The sequence below is a fragment of the Pseudomonadales bacterium genome (genome assembly GCA_041395945.1).
Lineage (GTDB): Bacteria > Pseudomonadota > Gammaproteobacteria > Pseudomonadales > Azotimanducaceae > SZUA-309.
The window spans coordinates 108,348-125,647 of the sequence record JAWKZN010000001.1 but is presented as its reverse complement, the minus strand read 5'-3'; the positions used below and the strand labels follow the sequence as shown (position 1 = coordinate 125,647).

16 protein-coding genes are annotated in these 17,300 nt (G+C 62.9%); 7 read left to right on the top strand and 9 right to left on the bottom strand.

The genetic code is table 11. The features are described 5' to 3' along the window. Positions 1-6 precede the first annotated feature (6 nt). Positions 7-252, bottom strand: coding sequence for a sulfurtransferase TusA family protein (locus tag R3E82_00620; GenBank protein ID MEZ5549371.1), 246 nt, complete (start codon positions 250-252; stop codon positions 7-9). A gap of 136 nt (positions 253-388) precedes the next feature. On the opposite strand from R3E82_00620, the gene R3E82_00615 reads away from it, so the two are divergent. After that, positions 389-1,885, top strand: coding sequence for a M48 family metalloprotease (locus R3E82_00615; protein ID MEZ5549370.1), 1,497 nt, complete (start codon positions 389-391; stop codon positions 1,883-1,885). 56 nt (positions 1,886-1,941) lie between these two features. On the opposite strand, the gene R3E82_00610 is transcribed toward R3E82_00615, so the two are convergent. Both R3E82_00610 and nadA read right to left on the bottom strand, forming a co-directional pair. Then, positions 1,942-3,999 (bottom strand): TonB-dependent receptor, encoded by a 2,058-nt coding sequence (locus R3E82_00610; GenBank protein ID MEZ5549369.1) that lies wholly within the window; start codon positions 3,997-3,999, stop codon positions 1,942-1,944. 388 nt (positions 4,000-4,387) lie between these two features. Further along, positions 4,388-5,437 carry a quinolinate synthase NadA gene (gene nadA / locus R3E82_00605; GenBank protein MEZ5549368.1) on the bottom strand — a complete coding sequence of 350 codons (1,050 nt, stop codon included), beginning with the start codon at positions 5,435-5,437 and terminating at the stop codon, positions 4,388-4,390. Positions 5,438-5,458: 21 nt separating this feature from the next. On the opposite strand from nadA, the gene R3E82_00600 reads away from it, so the two are divergent. Continuing rightward, positions 5,459-6,319 carry a hypothetical protein gene (locus R3E82_00600; GenBank protein ID MEZ5549367.1) on the top strand — a complete coding sequence of 287 codons (861 nt, stop codon included), beginning with the start codon at positions 5,459-5,461 and terminating at the stop codon, positions 6,317-6,319. A gap of 27 nt (positions 6,320-6,346) precedes the next feature. Here R3E82_00600 and R3E82_00595 read toward each other — a convergent pair whose 3' ends face one another. Continuing rightward, a complete protein-coding gene (locus tag R3E82_00595; GenBank protein ID MEZ5549366.1) occupies positions 6,347-6,592 on the bottom strand; it encodes a hypothetical protein in 246 nt (81 codons plus the stop codon). 180 nt (positions 6,593-6,772) lie between these two features. Between R3E82_00595 and R3E82_00590 the strand changes: the two genes are divergently transcribed. Genes R3E82_00590 through R3E82_00580 form a run of 3 tightly spaced genes read left to right on the top strand, consistent with a single transcriptional unit; the run spans position 6,773 to position 9,913 of the window. Beyond that, entirely contained in the window at positions 6,773-7,645 is an 873-nt protein-coding gene (locus R3E82_00590) for an SDR family oxidoreductase (GenBank protein ID MEZ5549365.1), read from the top strand. A 3-nt stretch (positions 7,646-7,648) separates the two neighbouring features. Beyond that, on the top strand, positions 7,649-8,752 hold the full coding sequence (locus tag R3E82_00585; protein ID MEZ5549364.1) for an acyl-CoA dehydrogenase family protein: 1,104 nt from the start codon (positions 7,649-7,651) through the stop codon (positions 8,750-8,752). Further along, the gene (locus R3E82_00580; protein ID MEZ5549363.1) at positions 8,753-9,913 is read left to right on the top strand and encodes an acyl-CoA dehydrogenase family protein; all 1,161 of its coding nucleotides are present in this window, start codon (positions 8,753-8,755) and stop codon (positions 9,911-9,913) included. A gap of 44 nt (positions 9,914-9,957) precedes the next feature. On the opposite strand, the gene R3E82_00575 is transcribed toward R3E82_00580, so the two are convergent. The 5 genes from R3E82_00575 to R3E82_00555 are packed head-to-tail and all read right to left on the bottom strand — an operon-like array spanning position 9,958 to position 15,327. Further along, the gene (locus R3E82_00575; protein MEZ5549362.1) at positions 9,958-10,566 is read right to left on the bottom strand and encodes a YfcE family phosphodiesterase; all 609 of its coding nucleotides are present in this window, start codon (positions 10,564-10,566) and stop codon (positions 9,958-9,960) included. 39 nt (positions 10,567-10,605) lie between these two features. Beyond that, on the bottom strand, positions 10,606-11,148 hold the full coding sequence (locus R3E82_00570) for a DUF4124 domain-containing protein (protein ID MEZ5549361.1): 543 nt from the start codon (positions 11,146-11,148) through the stop codon (positions 10,606-10,608). A 53-nt stretch (positions 11,149-11,201) separates the two neighbouring features. Further along, positions 11,202-13,142, bottom strand: a complete 1,941-nt coding sequence (locus R3E82_00565) for an amidohydrolase family protein (protein MEZ5549360.1) — start codon at positions 13,140-13,142, stop codon at positions 11,202-11,204. Positions 13,143-13,175: 33 nt separating this feature from the next. Next, a complete protein-coding gene (locus R3E82_00560) occupies positions 13,176-14,465 on the bottom strand; it encodes an MFS transporter (protein MEZ5549359.1) in 1,290 nt (429 codons plus the stop codon). A gap of 4 nt (positions 14,466-14,469) precedes the next feature. Further along, entirely contained in the window at positions 14,470-15,327 is an 858-nt protein-coding gene (locus R3E82_00555) for an MBL fold metallo-hydrolase (GenBank protein MEZ5549358.1), read from the bottom strand. A 242-nt stretch (positions 15,328-15,569) separates the two neighbouring features. Here R3E82_00555 and R3E82_00550 point away from each other — a divergent pair, with 242 nt between their 5' ends. Next, a complete protein-coding gene (locus tag R3E82_00550) occupies positions 15,570-15,953 on the top strand; it encodes a hypothetical protein (GenBank protein ID MEZ5549357.1) in 384 nt (127 codons plus the stop codon). Between the two features lie 79 nt (positions 15,954-16,032). Further along, positions 16,033-17,223 (top strand): lytic murein transglycosylase, encoded by a 1,191-nt coding sequence (locus tag R3E82_00545; protein ID MEZ5549356.1) that lies wholly within the window; start codon positions 16,033-16,035, stop codon positions 17,221-17,223. The last annotated feature ends 77 nt before the right edge of the window (positions 17,224-17,300 follow it).

Below are 17,300 nucleotides of genomic sequence, written 5' to 3'. Positions count from 1 at the left end.
CCGATCTCAGCCTTTTTTGCGCAGCAGATACACGAACGTATCGCCGTCCCGGCTCGATTCGAGCAGTTCATGGCCGCTCTGCCGGGTGAAAGTCTCAAAATCCCGCACAGAGCCCGGATCCGTGGCCAGTACCCTGAGCAGCCCCGCCGGGGGCAGCGAATTGAGCGCTTTTTTGGCCTTCAACAGCGGCATCGGGCAGTTCAGACCGGTGACATCGAGCAGCAGCGGTGTATCGGCAGAGGAATCGACCATTTCTAATCCTGGCTGGTCGCGCAATCATACTAGGGAACCTCCGGCTAAGTCGCTGCGGTGCGGCGACTTAGCCGGAGGTTCCACTGGTTTTGAACTTTTCCTGCCCGCCACACGTCCATGCAGTATGATCGCCCGCATGAATTTCCAGCTGAATAACGCCCGCCGCCGGCGCCTTCCGCGCTGGAATCTCGCCTGGATCACCACGCTTATCCTGCTGTGCGCGGGCCCCACGGCGGCCTCCGGCGCACCCGCCGCCTCGAATCCGGCCAACGATCTGCCAGTACTGGGCGACGGCGCGTCGCGGCTGATCTCGCCCGCCCTGGAAAAGGAAATCGGTCGCAATTTCCTGAAACAGATTCACGCGGTGCTGCCCACCATCCGCGATCCGATTCTCAAGTACTACGTCAGCAACCAGATCGCCAACCTCGCCCAGCATTCCGAGCTGCGGGAAAAAGTCCTCGAAGTGGTGCTCATAGACTCCCCGGCGGTGAATGCTTTCGCCGCACCCGGGGGCGTGGTCGGCATCAATCTCGGTCTGATGCTGTACGCCGAGGATGTCCACGAATACTCCTCCGTGATCGCACACGAGCTGGCTCACCTCAGCCAGCGGCACTTCGCCCGGGGTGTGGAAGAACAGCGGGCCCAGATGCTGCCCACCCTGGCGTCTCTGGTCGCAGCCATCATGGTCGGTATGGCGGCTGGCGGAGACGCCGGTATCGCTGCGATTTCCGCCTCCCAGGCGGCCGCCCAGTCCGCGCAACTGCAGTACAGCCGCTCCCGGGAGACTGAAGCTGATCGGATCGGCATGAATACCCTGGTCAATTCAGACATGGATCCCCAGGGCATGGCCCGGATGTTCGATGCCATGAACCGCGCCTACCGCTACACGAGCAAGCCGCCCGAGTTTCTGCTCACCCACCCGCTCACGGAAACCCGCATCGCCGATGCGAAAACCCAGGCCATGAAGTATCCCCAGCGCGCCTACCCGGATGCGCCTGACTACACCCTCGCCCGGGTACGCGCCAAGGTGCACTACGCGGCAAGCCCGGAGGCCGCGGTGAAGGACTACCGCAAACAGGTCAACGACGATCCGGATTCCGGCCCCGCCCAGTACGGCCTGGCCCTGGCGCTGAGCCGCGCGGGCAAGCACGATGAGGCCCTCCCCATTGCCGATTCCCTGTTTACCCGCAATCCGGATCGGCTGCTGTTCGTCGCCGCCTATGCCGAACTGCTCACCGCTGCAGGGCGCCTGGAGCAGTCCCTGTCTCTGCTCGAGCGTCAGCTCCTGTTGAACCCGGATAATCCGCCCCTGGCGATGCTCTACGCCGACGCGCTGACCAAGCACCAGGAATACGACATCGCCGAGACGGTGCTGGAGCGCCAGAGCCTGCTGCGGCCGAACGATGTCGATGTCTGGTATGACCTGGCCGAAGTATCCGGACAGGCCGGAGACATTGTGGGCGTGCATCGGGCACGCGCCGAGTACTTCGCGCTCCACGGCGACTACCACCGGGCCATCCAGCATCTGGAATACGCGCGGCGTCTCACAGGAAGCAGCAATACCCAGCTCAACGCCAGGCTGGATCAGCGCATCAACGATCTGCGCACCGAGCTGCGTATCGCCCAGTCCTGAGCAGGTATCCGGTGCGCCGCTGCGCTTTCCGGGGGCCCACTCTGCTCCCCGCCTCGTTAGAAGCTCGCCCGTATCCCCGCTTCGAGCGTACGACCCGGCTGGGGTGCTGAATCCTTGATGAATGATGAATGCTGGCGCTGTTCGTCGTCGGTCAGATTGCGGCCCTGCAGGAATACCGTGAAAGCAACGCCTCCGGCGCTCAGATCGGCACCGAGATAGGCCCGCAGGTCTTCATAGCTGTCGCTGGGCAACTCGAAATCTGCGACATCCTGCTGCGCCTCCACCCACAGATAGTCGACGCTCGCCCGCACGATTCCCCAGCGTGCGCTGGCACTCACGCCATAACGGGTCGGAGGCAGTCGAGCCACGTCATCGTTGCCGGAGACATCGAGCGACGCCGACACCGTATCGAACTGTGCGCCGAGTTCGAGCGAGCCGCCCTCCCAGCTCGCAACCGTGCGCCGGATCTCCACATCCAGGCCCAGATATTCCGCGTCTGTCTGCCGGTAGACGAACACCGGCAATGCTTCGATTTCGGCCCCGGTGGGTGCTTCGTAGACGTAGTCGGAAAAATCGATGTAGTAGAGCGTGCTGCTGAAAAACCAGTCCTCTGTCGCATAGCGCAGATTCGCCGAGAAACTCAGCGCCTTCTCTTCATCGAGCTCAGGATCGCCGATCTCGAAGGCATTAGTGGTCAGATGCGGGCCGTCTGAATAGAGCTCTTCCGCCACCGGCGCCCGCACCGAGTAGTCCATCAGCAGGCCCAGCGACCAGGCGTTCGCGAAGGGCCAGATGAGGCCCAGGGACGCTGCGGATTCAGAGAAGTCTTCACTGGCACCGTTGCTGGAATCCACGCTGACACCACCAAAGCGCAATCCGGATTCGATATCGAACGCCGCGAAGCTCTGCTCGACTACCCAGAAAGCGCCCAGGGACCGGGTATCGACGGGGGCGATGAAAGCCTCTTCCCCGAGCGCAGAAAAATCCCGGTCTGTGTACTGCACGCCGAAGGTGCCCCGCCACCCCGCCAGTGGCAGATGGGTGAACTCGACCCGGGCTTCAATGGCGTCATTGTCGAATACAGTCGCCACCGCACCATCAGGCTCGATCTCACGGTGCCGGTAATCGTTGCTGGCGACCCGCACGTTCACACTCTCGAATCCCTCGAAGGGATCGTCGAGCCCCGCTTCGAAGTCGATGCGGGTCTGGTTGAGATCGAGACTCGGATTACCCTCTTCGCCTGCGCCGCCTTCCTCGACATGCGCATGCCCGCCGGGCAGTCCATAGTCAGCGTCGTATCTGCTCACCGCCGCCCCGATGAAGCCCCGTTCACCAACAAGGCTCAGACCCAGAGCACCGCCCTGCACCTCCAGATCGCTGCCCGGCAACTCATCGCGCACCGACTCGTTGGCCGACTCGCTGGCCGCTGCAGCCTCTGCTGCTTCCTGCTCCCTCAGCCTCCGGGACTCGGCGTAACCGGGGATCTCATAATCGTCCGCATCCCGCCTGAAACCATCGACGTGCCAGGCCAGGCCGCCGCTGCCGCCGTCAAGACGACCGACCAGCGTCTTACGATCGGCATTGTCCGCCACCCGGGCTTCCAGGCGACCCGAGATCGGGGTTTCGGCCTGCGCGTGGGGAATGCGACCGGTGTGGGCATCCACCACACCACCGATGGCACCAGAGCCATAGAGCAGCGTGCTCGGACCTTTGAGGATTTCGATGCCGTCGGCCAGGAAGGGCTCGACGCTGGTGGCATGATCAGCGCTGGTGACAGAGACATCGAGCGAGTCGATGCGATCCTCCATGGTGCGCACCCGGGGACCGGACAGCCCGTGGATCACCGGGCGACTGGCCGCCTGGCCGAAACCGGCAGCATGCACACCCGGTTCATAGCCGACCGTTTCACCGATGCTGCCCGCCAGGCGTCTCGACAGTTCCTCCCCGGAAAGGCTTTCGCTCGCCAGCGCCAGCCCCTCCGCAGACAGGGGGTGGGCGGTGACCACAACAGTCTCAATCTCAGACGTTGTGTCGGCTTTTTCCGCGGCAGCCAGCGCCGGTTGCAGTGCCACCGCCGCACAGTAGACGGCCAGGAATCCCATAATACGAAACATGCTGATCAACCCTTTTTCCCACTCCTGAAATGAAACGCACACTCGCCGCGTAAGACGCGGCCAAAGTACCGTCAGATCAGGATTGCAGGGGGCGCCCGGGGCGCAAAAGGGGTTCGCTGAAGGGAGCAGGGAGCGGATACGGCCCGGACATCAGTCGACAGGATCCTGCCCCGGACAGGCAGGGGTAGTGCGAGCTCAGCGGTCGGGATCGGGCAGACCTTCGCCAGGGAGCAGATCCCGCAGTCGGTCTCCCAGGTGCCGTCGTCGTGGGCGTGTACAGGGGCCAGCAGCAGCAGGCCGACGACCACCGCGAGGCCGATCGACAGGACTTTTCTGTGAATACCCGATCTCAAAATCTGCTGCTATCTGCTACTGGAGGGCCTTGTGACTAACGCTTGAAGTCGAGCATCCGGTTCAGCGGCACCATGGCGCGCGCTCCGATGTCCGGATCTACTTTAACTTCATTGTCGCGCCACAGCGTATCTGCTTCGAGCACTCGCGCAAGCTGGCTGAGCTCGTTCATCGCCATCCAGGGACAGTGCGCACAGCTGCGGCAGGTTGCACCATCCCCCGCGGTCGGGGCTTCAATGAACCGCTTGCCCGGGTTGCGCTGCCGCAGCTTGTGGAACAGTCCCCGGTCCGTGGCCACGATGAAGGTCTTGTGCGGCAGTTCAGAGGCAGACTTGAGGATCTGGCTCGTGGAACCCACCGCATCGGCGATATCGATCACAGCGGCCGGCGACTCGGGATGCACCAGTACCCCCGCGTCCGGGTAGATCGCTTTCAGGTCGAACAGCGCCTGGGCCTTGAACTCCTCGTGAACCACACAGGCACCACTCCACAGCAGCATGTCCGCGCCGGTACTCACCTGAATGTAATGACCGAGATGCTTGTCCGGTGCCCAGAGGATTTTTTCACCCTTCGCATCCAGATGCTCGACGATGGGCAGGGCGACACTGCTCGTCACTACCCAGTCAGACAGGGCCTTCACTTTCGCAGACGTGTTCGCATAAACCACCACAGTGCGATCCGGATGCTCTTTGCAGAAGGCTTCGAATTCGTCCGGCGGGCAACCCAGATCCAGGGAACATTCCGCTTCCAGGGTGGGCATCACTACCCGTTTGTGTGGTGAAAGAATTTTCGCGGTCTCTCCCATGAAGCGCACCCCGGCCACCACCAGGGTCTCTGCCTTGTGATCCCTGCCGAAGCGGGCCATCTCGAGGGAGTCTGAGACACATCCGCCGGTCGCCTCAGCCAGATCCTGAACATCCCCATCCACATAATAGTGGGCGATCAGCACTGCATTACGCGCTTTCAGGCCCGCCTTGATGCGCTGTCTGAGATCGACTTTCTCATCTGCGCTGAGAAAAGCGGGTTCATGGACGGGAACCTGCTTCGCCGGCAGACTGTAGTCGCGCAGATTGATCGGTTTGTTCATCTAAGAGAATCCTTCGCACTCGTGTCAGAAATACTACTGCTTACCAGCGATGTCCAGCCGCCACCCAACGACAACGCCGAACGCTTTGCCCGCGGCTTCCGCGGTGCCGGCTGGAAAGTCTGCTGTGCCTGCCACGATCAGCTTGCCATTCGCGGCAATCGACTGGTCGTCGCTACCCGGACACCTGACTCCTTCGACCTGATCTGGCCGGTCGGGTTCGGTCGCCAGGCCACCTTCTTCGATCGCATGCAGTTGCTGAAAACCCTTCCCCGGTCGCGCTTTGTGACCGAAGTGGATGCCTTCATGTACCTGCACGGTAAACACCGCTGGCTGGACCTGATGCCGGAAACCCACACCAGCACGGATCGCGACTATCTGCTCGAGGTGGTCGCAGCCGGCGGAGACTGGGTGCTCAAGCCCACAGCGGGCAGTTACGGGCGGGACGTGTATCGGATCCACGATGAGGAACAGGCGCGTCGGCTGCTGCAGCGCCCGTTGCCAGCCGAGGAGCAGGGGTACTGGCTGCTGCAGCGCTTTATTCCGGAAATCGCAGCCGGGGAGAAGCGTACCCTCATCGCCGGCGGTGTGCCCATCGGCACCTACCTGCGCCTGCCCAGCGACGGACTCAGGGCCAATGTCGCGGCCGACGCACGGATCGAGCCCGCCACCCTGAGCAGCTCCCAGCAGCACCTGGTCAGCCGGCTGGCGGCGGAACTCACCGGTCTCGGTGTCGGCTTCGCGGCCATTGACCTGGTCGGCGATTATCTGATGGAGGTCAACATCGCCAATCCAGGTGGTTTGAGCAGTCTGCAGACGGTTTACGGCGAGGATTTCACTGCGGCGGTGGTGAAGGCCATCCTCTGCTGGCGGGGTAAGCCCTGATCTTTCAGCCTTGAACGCTGGCGCCGCTTAAGAAGGATCCGTATCCCGCTTCGCCAGAAGCAGGGTCTGCAGCTCCTCGAGGGCATCCTGCCGTTCGTCCAGGGAGCGCACGTGCCAGCGGATGATTTCGGCGCGCTGGGGATGTTTCGAGAGTCGATAGGTTTCGAGCGACGCCTTGAGGCGCTCGATTTCCCGCTCAAGCAGCCCGATGACATCATCCAGCGACTGGTTCAGTTCGCCATCGGTGTCGGTCGGTTCCTGCATATCCGGCATGGTGCTGCGCCCCCTTTCATCAAGTTAAGCACAGGCGCCGGCCTCCCTGAAGACCAAACCCTCGTGCTTTGCATTTGCCCACCCGGGCCTTAGACTGCGGCGTTCACAAAAATCCCAGCTGGATCATGGCCTTCGGGTCTGATCAGTCGAAAAATTCAGTCAATCAATCAGGAGGACACTATGGGAATGCTCGATGGAAAAGTCGCACTGGTAACCGGTGCTGGCGGCGGTCTGGGGCGGGCACACGCCCTCCTGCTGGCCAAGGAAGGGGCCGCAGTGGTGGTCAACGATCTCGGTGGTTCACGGGACGGTACCGGCGCCAGCAGTTCGATGGCCGATGGAGTGGTCGACGAAATCAAAGCCGCCGGTGGCAAGGCGGTCGCCCACTACGGCAGCGTGACCGAGAAGAAAGACGCCCAGGGCATGGTGGAGATGGCCATCAAGACCTTCGGCAAACTCGACATCCTTATCGCCAACGCCGGCATCCTGCGCGATAAGTCGTTCAAGAACATGGACGACGACATGTGGGACATCGTGATCAACGTGCACCTGCGTGGCACCTACCTCACCACTAAGGCGGCCTTCGATCACATGCTCGAGCGGGGCGAAGGTGGTCGCATCATCATGACCAGCTCCACATCGGGTCTGCTCGGCAACTTCGGCCAGACCAACTACGGTGCAGCCAAGGCCGGTATCGCCGGTTTCGCCCGCTGTCTGTGGCTGGAAGGGCTGAAGTACGGCATCAATGTCAACGTGCTGGCACCCACTGCCATGTCGCGTATGACCGAGGACATACTGCCGGAAGGCATGCAGCAGGCGTTCCCACCGGAGAACGTTTCCCCCGCCATCGTCTGGCTGTGCTCGGACGAAGCGAAGGAAGTCACCGGCCGCCAGTGGCTCGTCGCGGGTAACACAGTGAACCTGCTGTCCTGGCAGATCACGCCCATCGCCAGCAAGGATCTCTCGGAAGGGACCTGGGATGTCGCGGAGATCGGCCAGAAGATCCTCGCAAGCAAGGAGAGCTGGCCGCCCATCAATCCGATGCGTGGCTGATCGGTGAATTTCGGCTTCACCGAGGAGCAGAACCTGCTCCGGGAGCAGGTCGCCCGCTTCATGCAGGCCGCCTGCCCCACCACCCGGGTCAGGCAGATCATGGCCCGGGAGGACGGTTTCGACGCCGACCTCTGGGCCCAGGCGGCCAAACTCGGCTGGCTGGGACTGATCACACCTGAAACCCAGGGTGGGATCGGTCTGAAATGGATCGATCTCACCGTGGTGCTCGAAGAGACCGCCCGGGGTCTCTGCCCCCTGCCCATCACCTCCCAGGCACTGGCCAGTGCCGCCATCCTGCGCTGCGGCAGCACACAACAGCAGTCTCAGTGGTTGCCGATGATGGCGGCGGGCACTGCCATCTGCACCCTCGGCCTCTACGACGAAGCCAACTGGATCGCCCCGGAAGCCGTGACCTTAACTGGCACCCGTACCGCCAATGGTGTGCGGGTGACAGGCAGCAAACCCTTTGTCTGCGACGCCATGGCGGCCAGTCATTACCTGCTGGCGATCCGGGTTGCAGACGAACTCAAGCTGGCTGCGCTGTCCCGGGATCAGGTCCAGGTGACCGCTCAACCCACCATGGATCGCACCAAGCCCATGGGCAGGATCAGTCTCGACGGCGTCGAGATCAGCGACGACCACCTGTTGTCCCTGTCCACGGCGGATCTCGCCTGGCTCACGGATCTGGGTGCAGTGGCGGTTACCGCAGAGATGATTGGTGCTGCGGAAGCCGCACTGAAAATGACTTCGGATTACGCCCGGGAACGCATTCAGTTCGGCAAACCCATCGGCCAGTACCAGGGTGTGAAACACCGCCTCGCCGACTGCTTCGTGGACGTGGAGTCCTTCAAGTCGCTGCTCTACTACGCGGCCTGGTGTGCGGACGATGCGCCGGAGCAACTGCCCCGGGCGATTTCACTGGCAAAGGGTTATGCGTCGGACGCCTTCGTGCGCATCGGCATCGACGGCGTGGGACTGCACGGCGCCATCGGCTTCACCGCCGAATACGACGTCCAGCTCTACCTGAAGCGCTCCAAGTGGGCACGCCCCATGTACGGCGACAGCGACCACCACCTCGACCGCGCCGCTGCGCTGGGAGGTCTTTAGATGGATTTCGAATACAGCCCCGAAGAACAGGCCTTCCGGGAAGAAGTGCGTGCATTCCTCGCGGAGAATCTGCCGCCAAAGGAGTCCCGTGACCGCAACTTCCTCGCCACCTGGCTGAAGAAAGTCCGCGAACGCGGCTGGGTGGGATTTTCCTGGCCGAAAGAGTTCGGCGGCAGCGCCGGCGGCCTCATCGAACAGACCATTCTCAAAGAAGAGATGGCCCTGGCGAAGGCACCGCCCCTGGGCGCCTCCTTCATGGGCCTCGCCTGGGTCGGTCCGGGCATTATTCAGTACGGCACCGAAGAACAGAAGCGTCGCTTCATTCCGGACATCCTCGACAGCAAGGTGATCTGGTGCACGGGCTATTCGGAACCCAACCACGGCTCCGACCTCGCCGCCATTCAGTGCAAGGGTGTGCGTGACGGCGATGAGTATGTGGTGAACGGCCAGAAGATCTGGACCTCGGGCGCCCCCTTCGCCCAATGGATCATTCTGCTGGTACGCACCAGTTTCGATCCTGCAGTGAAACACCAGGGCATCACCTGCCTGCTGGTCCCCATGGATTCGCCGGGCATCGAAGTGCGGCCCATCGAGAACATGGCCGGCGACCGCCACTTCGCCGAAATATTCTTCACCGACGTGCGTGTGCCCGTCAGCAACCGTCTCGGCGAAGAGGGCGACGGCTGGAAGGTCACGGTGTCCGCGCTGGCAAACGAGCGCTCGAGCATCGGCGAAGTCACGCAGATGTTCGACAAACTCGACAATCTGAAAGCACTGGTGAAGGCCACCCGCAAACAGGGACGGCCGGCAAGCGAAGATGCGAAGACACGCCGCACACTGGCCATGTTCGAAGCGAAAATCGCGGCGATGAAATACAACGGACTGCGCTATCTCACCAAACAGATCAAAGGTGAACCGCTCACCAGCGAAACTTCCGTGAACAAGCTGCTGCGGGCGAGCCTCGAAATCGAGATGGATGACTTCGCAGTTGAGCTCACCGGCCAGGCAGGCCTGCATCTGCAGGGCAGCGCGGACGCGGTGGATGCTGGCAGCTGGGCGAAATCCGCCCTCAACTGGCCCAATGTGGTGATCGGCGGCGGCACCCCGAACATCCAGCGCAACATCATCGCAGAGCGCATTCTCGGACAGCCGAAGGACTGACACCCGGGCACCGGCGTCTGCCGGTCGCTGAACAGAACACCCTGTTAGCGCCCTGCGAGTGCGCGCGCCTTCCAGGGCGGCACCGCATCCCAGTCATAGGCCTCGATACCCTGCTCTGTGATGAGGTGAATGTCGGCGCTGGCCGCACCCGCATCCAGCCGCAGAAAACCGATGGTGCCGTACTGGGTATCGTAGTTGTGCGGATAAGTCGGTGAGCCGGGATTCACACAGAAGATCCCCTGCACTTCGGCGATCTGCTCACGATGGGTATCTCCTGAGACGATCACATCCGGTCGACGCTCGGGAAAGTAGCGATCGATCCAGCGCTCGAGGGTGAAATTCGGCGGCCGCTCCGGCACCGGCACATAGTGGGTGAGACCGACCCAGAGTCCTTCGAGCTCCAGCAGCCAGGCATAGCGCACGCGCGGGTCCTCCGGCTGCACGGGTCTGCCGCCGGAGCCGTCTTCGCCGTTGCCCCGCGCCGCATAGATCGGCGCAATGCGTTCGAGTTCATCCAGCACATGGAGTTCGTGGATATCGCCCGCGTGAAAGATCATGTCCACCCCGGCAAAGGCCTCGAACACCTGGGGCCAGAGAGCGGGTCGACACTCGGGAATATGGGTGTCGGAAATGAGTCCGATGGTGAGCGCCATCGCTAGCCGGCTGACCTCAGCTGTGGACGCGGCATCCGGCTAACGGTCGCTGTAGGGAAATCGAACGGGAAAGCTCACAGGTGTTGCAGGCGGTGGTGGAGCGATCGGCTGTGCTGGATGTGCCGGATGGCCGGGAAAACAGCCGGGGTAGCCGCGGCTGTGGTAACTGCCGTGACTGCTCACATAGCGTATTTCCGGTTCGGCAGCCACCGGTACCGCCACAGCCCGGTCCGCGGCAGCGGCTTCCTGACGCCGCGCGCGGGTGGCCTCCCGGGCCAGTCGCGACGCCTCGAGCGAGTCAGCGACGGCGAGCTGCTGATCGATGATGCGCTGCTGTTCCGCGAGCACTTCTTCCCTGGACAACGCGGCGGAAGGTACGGCAGCAATGACCTGCACCGGAACCGCACCGGGAGTTTGCACATCGGAGAAGGTCACCACCCCGCCGGCATCCACACTGCGATACACGGCTGCCGCGTGGACAGAAAGCAAAGGTGTTGACAGGCAGGCCGACACAAGCAGATACCACAGGGCCTGTCGGATCTGATGATGGGCTTTCTGTCTCTGCGTTCTTAATCTCGGCACTTTCAATCTCTGTACTTTCAATCTCTGTACTTTCAATCTCAGCTCTGCGGCGGCTACACCGGCCCCCGTGCTTGCGCTCTGAGCGCGCCGCCCAGTTTCCGGGTGCCGAATTCCGGCGTGAAAGCATCCCCGGTCCAGACCTTGGTTCCCGCAATATACACAGCCGCCACCACGCCGTCCGAGCGGTTCACAAGCTGATGGCAATCGAATACATCCCGATAAATGTACTGGATGCCGGCGTCACCATCATATTTCCGCAGGGCTTCCGGCCGGATCAGGGTGATGTCGGCCCGGCTGCCGATATCGATTCGACCCGCATCCAGTCCGAAAAATTCCGCCGGCTCCCGGGTCAGGCGTTTAACCATGGTACTGAAAGTGGCTTCCGAGTCCTCCAGTGCAATCCGCAGCGCGCGCAGATTGCCGTCGTAGTAGGCCATGTTGGTCACGTGCGCGCCGCTGTCATTGAAGCCGGGCAGCAGCAGAGGATTCAGCAGCAGGCGCCTGATCACCTCCGGATTCCGGTTCGCGGAAACATAGTGCCAGTGCAGGTCCCGATCGAAATGTCTCAGCAGTGCCAGAAAGAAATCCGCCTCTTCCCGGAGGTCCGCACCCAGTGCCGTGAAGGCGCCGGATTCCGCATCGGTGTCTGACTGCCCATCGAGGGCGCCGCCGATCGATTCCAGATCACCCGGGTTCGCAGTACGCGTGCACCAGGAACGGTAGCGCACATACACCTCCGCCATGGTCAGTCCGACCCAGGCGCCCACCGGACAGCGGTAGATCACATGATCGTTCAGATCCCGGGTCATGAAAGCATTTTCAAGACGCAACCGCCGGCGCAGGTGGGCAATATTGAAACCGGACTTGCCCCGCCCCCACATCTCGCGGAACGCGGCCACGAAATCCGCATCGCTGAGAATGGCGCGGCGCGCTTCCACATCATCGAGTTCGGTCTGAATCAGCCGGCGCATGAGTGGATCCGCTTCCGCCAGCGGACTCACCACCCCTTCGCTGAACACCTTGAACGGCGCCGCCAGCGCCTGCATGCGGAAATGACCCTGCACCAGCTTCGAATTCAGCAGCCGGGAGAAATTCAGTGCCTGACTGAGCTGCATCCGGTTGATGGCGCTGTCGAGGGCGGCCAGCGCGGTGATCTTCAGCGGACGCTGCCGGCCACGGCCGCTGGTGAGCAGAAACAGCTTGAGGGTCAGCGCCGGGTCGTCGGTTGCCGGTGTCATCTGCCAGACCCGGCCATGACGGCGCACCACATCGGTGAGCGCCTTGTACTCATCGTAGCGCGCGTACTGGGTGGGAATCCGTTTCTCCAGATGGGCCCTGCTGGCGAGGAAGTGCAACGGCAGACCGTCGGTGGAAAAGCCGATGTAGCCATCCTCCATGGCCCGTTCGAGCTTGCCGACCATGGCGTTTAGTTCCGCCGCGCTCGGATCCCGGCTGATGCTCGCGGCCAGTCCCATGACCTCGATGCGCAGCATGGAATGTGGCAGCAGAGGCGCCATGCTCGCGGCCAGCGGCAGACTGTCGAGATGCGCCAGATATTCCGCGGGCGTGGTCCAGTCGGCCTGATCCGCCGCTTTGCGCAACACGGTCTTGGGAATGTTCTCTACCCGGGCAAAGCAGTCCACGATCGGGTCCTGTTCCGGCGTGCGCTGGGCGCCGAACGCCATGCCGATACTGCAGTTGCCGACGATCACACTGGTGGTGCCATGGCGCACGACCTCCGGCAGGCCGGGTGCAAGTTCCACTTCCAGATCTTCGTGGGTATGAATGTCGATCAGACCGGGCAGCATCCAGGCACCGGAGGCGTCTTCCACCTTCGCTGCCGCGCTGACCGGCAGTCCACCCGCACCTCCGTCCGGGGCTGACTCCCCGAATGCGGCAATCCGCCCGTCCCTGATCGCCACATCACGCAGACGGCCAGGTGAACCGGCGCCATCGAACACCCGGGCACCCCGAATCAGCAGATCCCAGTACATATAGACAGGTCCCTGGAAGCAACAGATCCGAGTCTACAGCACCTCTTCGAAAGGCGGCGGACGGACTTCGGTGGGCATCGGATCGTCCACCTGACGTACCGAACGCGACACCAGCGCGAGCAGCAGGACGCTGCCCACAAACACCCCACCCGCCACCACCAGCGCCACGGCCACATCCCAGGCCTCAGCGATCAGACTGATGGGAATCACCCCGAGCGGCATCAGGCCGTGCGACATCATGTCAATGCTCATGATCCGGCCACGCATGTGGTTGGCCACCTGCATCTGCAGCAGACCACGGTTGAGTGACATGTTCCAGGCGCTGATGAAACCGATCACCGCAACCAGCAGCGACGCCATCAGCACGGTCCGGGACAGGCCGAAGGCACTGGTGAAAGCCCCCCACCCCAGACAGGTTGCGATGAGCCATGTGGCCTTGTTCCGCATGTCGCCCGTCCAGGCCAGCATGAGAGAGCCGCTGATCGCACCCGCACCCATCGCCGACATCAGCAGCCCGAGATCGTCCGGACCACCCGCGAGGATGTCTTCGTTGAAGGCAGGCAGCAGCGTGTTGAGCGGCATCCCGAACAGGAAGGGCACCAGCGACAGCAGGATGAGACCGAGTATGGGCGGATTCGCCACTACATAGCGCAGACCGTCCACCATGTCGCCAAGCGCGCTCACCTGCACACTCTGCTGCACACTCAGACCCTTCCTGCGCACCATCATGATGGTGACCGCGGAAATGAAGTACAGCGCCGCGATCATGAAGTAGACGATGCCCACTCCGTATGCCGAACTGGTATCCCCGGCGGCAAACAGGGCGATCAGAAAGCCTGCGAGCGCCGGGCCGAGAATGCGGGAAAGATTCCAGCTCGTGGTATTCAGCGCCATCGCGGTGAAGATCAGCTTCTCCGGTATCAGCTCAGGCACGAAGGCCTGACGGGCGGGCATGGACAGCGCAAGTACCGAACCGTTGAAGAAGCCGAACCAGATGAAATCCCAGAAGGATATGTTGCCGGTGATGATGATCAGGCCCATCAGAATGGTGGCCAGACAGTTCATGGTCTGGGCGATGGCAATGATCGCCCGCTTGGGCATCCGATCGGCCAGGACACCACCGGGCAGGGACAGGGCCACCGTGGGCAGCATGAAGGACAGGGTCACCCAGGCCAGATCCAGCGCCGAGGAAGTCAGGGTGTAGACGAGCCACCCCCGGGCGATGATCTGCATGTTCATCGCGAAGGAAGAACCCAGGCTGCCGATCCACAGCCAGCGGAAGTCGGCAACCGCCAGCGCTTCCCTGATGTTGCGCTCAGCCATCGGCTCAGTAGTCCAGGCGGTAGCTGTCACCATCGCGGACGATATGTCCGGCGGTGGGGGCTGCGAAGTGGGTACCGATCACCAGTATCGGGCGATCCGCATTGCGGGCGAGGAAATGCACGCGGGTGTCGGCGCTCATCTGGGAGTCCCAGTCCGCCAGACTCGACCAGCCCGGCTCGGCGATCTGACAGGGATGGTGAATCATGTCACCGGTGATCACTGCCTCTTCACCCCGGGACGCTATCCGCACACTGACATGGCCGGGTGTGTGTCCCGGAGTGGGCTCGAGCCATACCTCATCGGTAACCCGGTGATCCACCGCCACCAGATCCGCGAGTCCGGCGTCGAAGATGGGCTGCACCGAATCCTCGATCACCGGACCGTATTCCTGGGGCTCCGCCCGCCAGTGTTCCCACTCGGTGTCCCCGAACAGGTAGCGCGCCCCCGGAAATGTGGGTTGCCAGACCCCGTCGACCAGCCGGGTATTCCAGCCCACGTGATCGACGTGCATGTGAGTGCACAACACCGTGTCGATGCGTTCCGGGGGAAATCCAGCGGCCGCCAGGCGGGTGAGGAAGTCGCCCTGCATGCGATTCCAGCGCGGATAGCTGCGAACCTTGTCGTTGCCGATGCAGGTGTCGACCATGAGCACCCGACCCGCCGATTCCACCACCAGCGCGTGCATGCTCAGGACAATGCGGCCGGCCTCATCGATGAAGGGCGCCAGCCAGGGTCGGGCGAGCATCCGTTCCGGCGTGGCCTGGGGCAGAAGGTGGGGCCCTAAGGACGCCGTGGTGAGTTCCACAATCTGAGTCACCTTCACAGCGCCGATCTTCCAGCTCAACATAACCGGTGTCCCCATTCGAATCCACCAGCCTTGCAGAATGCCGCTTCCTGGTCAAAGCCCGTTGTTTACCACCCACGAGCGAGCGGACCATCTCCAACACGCAGTGACAATGGTCTCGTTCTGTTACGCATCCAGAATTCTTCCTGAATTCCTCAAGCACCCGTTCCACAGACCCTGGCAGACTGCGCGCTGACAGAAGCGCCAACGCAAGAGCGCCGGATGTAAATCAGTCGACAACACCTGGGCAGGACACCATCATGTACGTCACCTCTCATCAACGCCACAACCAGGCCATGCTGGCCCCCAGCCGCAAGGACGAAAAAGCCATCGTCGGCGTCCTCCGGGGGCTGCAGGATTACCATGAACTGTTGAGCAGCGATGAAGGTCAAAGGCCAGGCACGGCTGCGATTCAGGGGATGTCGGACATTGCGCGGGGACTACACAGACTTATCCAGCAGGGACCGCTCGGTCGCCTCGACCGGGGCCTCATCGAAGCCGCCCTCGAACCCTTCATCATTGAAGGTCCGGCCAGCACCCTCAGTCTGGTCCCGGACGCTGCAGGTACTGAACCGGCGACTGCCGAGGCACCCGCAGAAGTACACGCCTTCGGCGCCAGACGCCGGAACGCCCAGCCAGCCTGAGCCGGCCCGGGTCCGTTCCCGGCCATTTACCGGGCTCCGGCTCCTTCTGCTGCTCGGTGCCGGCCTGTGCAGCCTGCCGGTGACCGCAGCCGAGGCCGCACCGGGCGCTGCCACCGGGCTGCTGACCGCGACCATCGATTTTCCGAGCTGTATCGACCGCCTCAAGCGGGCGGCCCACGCCGAAGGCATCTCAGCCGGCGTGATTGAATCCGTTTTGAATCGGGTAGAGCCGAGCGAGCGGGTTCTCGAACTCGACCGTCGCCAGCCCGAGTTCACCTCAACCTTTGCCGATTACTTCAATCGGCGTGTCACACCCGAGCGCGTCGCCCGGGGTCGGCAGTTGCGGACCGAACTCGCCCCGCTGCTGCAGACCGTACTCGATGCGACCGGTGTACCCCCCCACTATCTGCTCGCCTTCTGGGGCCTGGAAACAAACTTCGGCGGCTACCTGGGCAACATGTGGATACCCGCTTCCCTGACCACACTGGCCTGCGACGATCGCCGCAGCAGCTATTTCAGCAGCGAACTCCTCTCGGCGCTCAAGCTGATCGATCGAGGCGATGTCAGCGCGGACGCCATGCAGGGATCCTGGGCCGGCGCCATGGGCCAGGTACAGTTCATGCCTACCGCCTACCTGCGCTACGCGGTGGACCAGGACAGGGATGGCCGCAGGGACCTCTGGGGCAGTCTGCCGGACGCGCTCGCCTCAGGCGGCCATTTCCTGAAGACCCTGGGCTGGCAGCCGGGTACCCGCTGGGGGCGGGAAGTGCTGCTGCCCGCGCCATTCGATTATCTGGAAAACCCACCGGGTACTACCCGCACCCTGCTCGAGTGGCGGCAGCGTGGAATCACCGACACCAGCGGCCAGCCAGTGTCCGCCCTCGCGGTGGACGCCCGCCTGCTGCTGCCCGCCGGCCACCGGGGCCCCGCCTTTCTGGTGTATGAAAATTTCGGCGTGATCATGGGCTGGAACCGGTCCGAGTACTACGCACTTTCAGTCGGTCATCTGGCAGACCGGATCGCCGGTGGCGGAGCCCTGCACCGGCCACCGCCGGAGGACGACCTGAAATTTTCCAACGCCGACATGCTGCGGATTCAGAAACAGCTGGCCGCCCTCGGCTTCGATCCCGGCGAACCGGACGGCCGCCTCGGGCCTGCTACCCGGAAAGCAGTGGGTGAATTCCAGCGCGGCGCGAGTCTGATCCCGGACGGGCATCTGGATGCGGCAGTGATTGCAGCGCTCGATGCGCGGAGTCGCGACGGGACTTAGTCGTCGGACCGGGCACGGCGTGTGCTGCGGGCGCGACGAATACCAAGGGTGCAAATACCCCGTCCGTCCGTCAGCCT

Excerpts from the sequence above, each read along its gene's own strand:
- R3E82_00615 (MEZ5549370.1), top strand. The coding sequence starts at position 389 with ATGAATTTCCAGCTGAATAACGCCCGCCGCCGGCGCCTTCCGCGCTGG.
- R3E82_00560 (MEZ5549359.1), bottom strand. The coding sequence starts at position 14,465 with ATGGCTGAGCGCAACATCAGGGAAGCGCTGGCGGTTGCCGACTTCCGC.
- R3E82_00550 (MEZ5549357.1), top strand. The coding sequence starts at position 15,570 with ATGTACGTCACCTCTCATCAACGCCACAACCAGGCCATGCTGGCCCCC.
- R3E82_00590 (MEZ5549365.1), top strand. The coding sequence starts at position 6,773 with ATGGGAATGCTCGATGGAAAAGTCGCACTGGTAACCGGTGCTGGCGGC.
- R3E82_00610 (MEZ5549369.1), bottom strand. The coding sequence starts at position 3,999 with ATGTTTCGTATTATGGGATTCCTGGCCGTCTACTGTGCGGCGGTGGCA.
- nadA (MEZ5549368.1), bottom strand. The coding sequence starts at position 5,437 with ATGAACAAACCGATCAATCTGCGCGACTACAGTCTGCCGGCGAAGCAG.
- R3E82_00580 (MEZ5549363.1), top strand. The coding sequence starts at position 8,753 with ATGGATTTCGAATACAGCCCCGAAGAACAGGCCTTCCGGGAAGAAGTG.
- R3E82_00565 (MEZ5549360.1), bottom strand. The coding sequence starts at position 13,142 with ATGTACTGGGATCTGCTGATTCGGGGTGCCCGGGTGTTCGATGGCGCC.
- R3E82_00595 (MEZ5549366.1), bottom strand. The coding sequence starts at position 6,592 with ATGCCGGATATGCAGGAACCGACCGACACCGATGGCGAACTGAACCAG.
- R3E82_00555 (MEZ5549358.1), bottom strand. The coding sequence starts at position 15,327 with ATGGGGACACCGGTTATGTTGAGCTGGAAGATCGGCGCTGTGAAGGTG.
- R3E82_00575 (MEZ5549362.1), bottom strand. The coding sequence starts at position 10,566 with ATGGCGCTCACCATCGGACTCATTTCCGACACCCATATTCCCGAGTGT.
- R3E82_00620 (MEZ5549371.1), bottom strand. The coding sequence starts at position 252 with ATGGTCGATTCCTCTGCCGATACACCGCTGCTGCTCGATGTCACCGGT.